The organism is Streptomyces nanshensis (assembly GCF_001751255.1).
Lineage (GTDB): Bacteria > Actinomycetota > Actinomycetes > Streptomycetales > Streptomycetaceae > Streptomyces > Streptomyces nanshensis_A.
Genome location: NZ_LJGW01000003.1, coordinates 1 through 1,182 on the forward strand (window position 1 = coordinate 1; position 1,182 = coordinate 1,182).

Sequence of the window (1,182 nt, forward strand, 5' to 3'; positions counted from 1 at the left end):
GCTTCTTCGCCGCGGTCCTTGCGCAGGAGAGGCACCGCGGTGGCGTCGGGGGTGATCGCAGCGGCCATCGCCGAGAGCACGCCGTCCGGACCCAACTCCACAAACGCCGACACGTCCTGGCCGGTGAGCCATTCGACGCTGTCGCCGAAACGCACCGTCTCCCGGACGTGCTCCACCCAGTACTCGGGCGTCGAAATGTCGCCCCACGCCGCCACCGGAATAGTGGGAGCCTCAAAAGTCAGGTTCTCGATGGCGGTGCGGAAGTCCTCCAGCATCGGCTCCATCAGCGGGGAATGGAACGCATGCGAGACGCGCAGCCTCCGCGTGCGATGACCAGCCGACTCGAAATGCGCGGAGATCGCCTCGACTTCACTCTCCACACCCGCGACCACCACCGAGGTCGGCCCGTTCACCGCCGCCAGCGACACCCCGTCCGTCAGCAACGGAACGACCTCGGCCTCGGCCGCCTCCACAGCGACCATCGCCCCACCCTCCGGCAGGGCATCCATCAACGCAGCCCGCGCCGACACCAGCCGGCAGGCATCCTCCAGGGAGAAGACTCCGGCCACGTGTGCGGCCGCGATCTCACCGATCGAATGGCCCGCCAGATAGTCGGGTTCGATTCCCCATGAGGAGGCGAGGCGGAACAACGCGACCTCGACCGCGAACAGAGCAGGCTGCGCCCACCCCGTACGGTTCAGCAGCCCCTCATCCCCACCCCACACGACATCCCGCAACCCCGGATCCAGGTGAGCCAGGACCGCATCGAAAGCCTCGGCGAAGACAGGGAAGCGGTCGTACAACTCCCGGCCCATCCCCAGGCGTTGACTGCCCTGGCCCGAGAAGACCACCGCCAGTTCCCCCGGGTCGGACGATGCGACGCCCCGCGCAGCCTCCGTGACGCCCTCGTCCGACGCCAGCAGCACCGCACGATGCTCGAACACCGACCGCGACACCACCGACGAGAAACCGACGTCCAACGCAGGCCCCGCGGCAGCACACTCCCCCAGCCGCTCGACCTGCCCTTCCAGAGCCCCCGCCGACTTCGCCGACACCAGGACCGGCACCACCGCAGGTGCCAACTCCGGCTCAGCACTGATCTCTTGGGTGTCAGTCGACTCTTCCGCGGCCGCTTCCACCTCGTCGAGCTGTTCGAGGATGAGGTGGGCGTTCGTACCGCTC

At 68.2% G+C, this 1,182-nt stretch carries 1 protein-coding gene; it reads right to left on the reverse strand.

What is annotated here, in order from left to right:
* Positions 1-1,182, reverse strand: a 1,182-nt coding sequence (locus AN218_RS00015) for an acyltransferase domain-containing protein (protein WP_141747375.1), incomplete at both ends; no start/stop codon positions are given.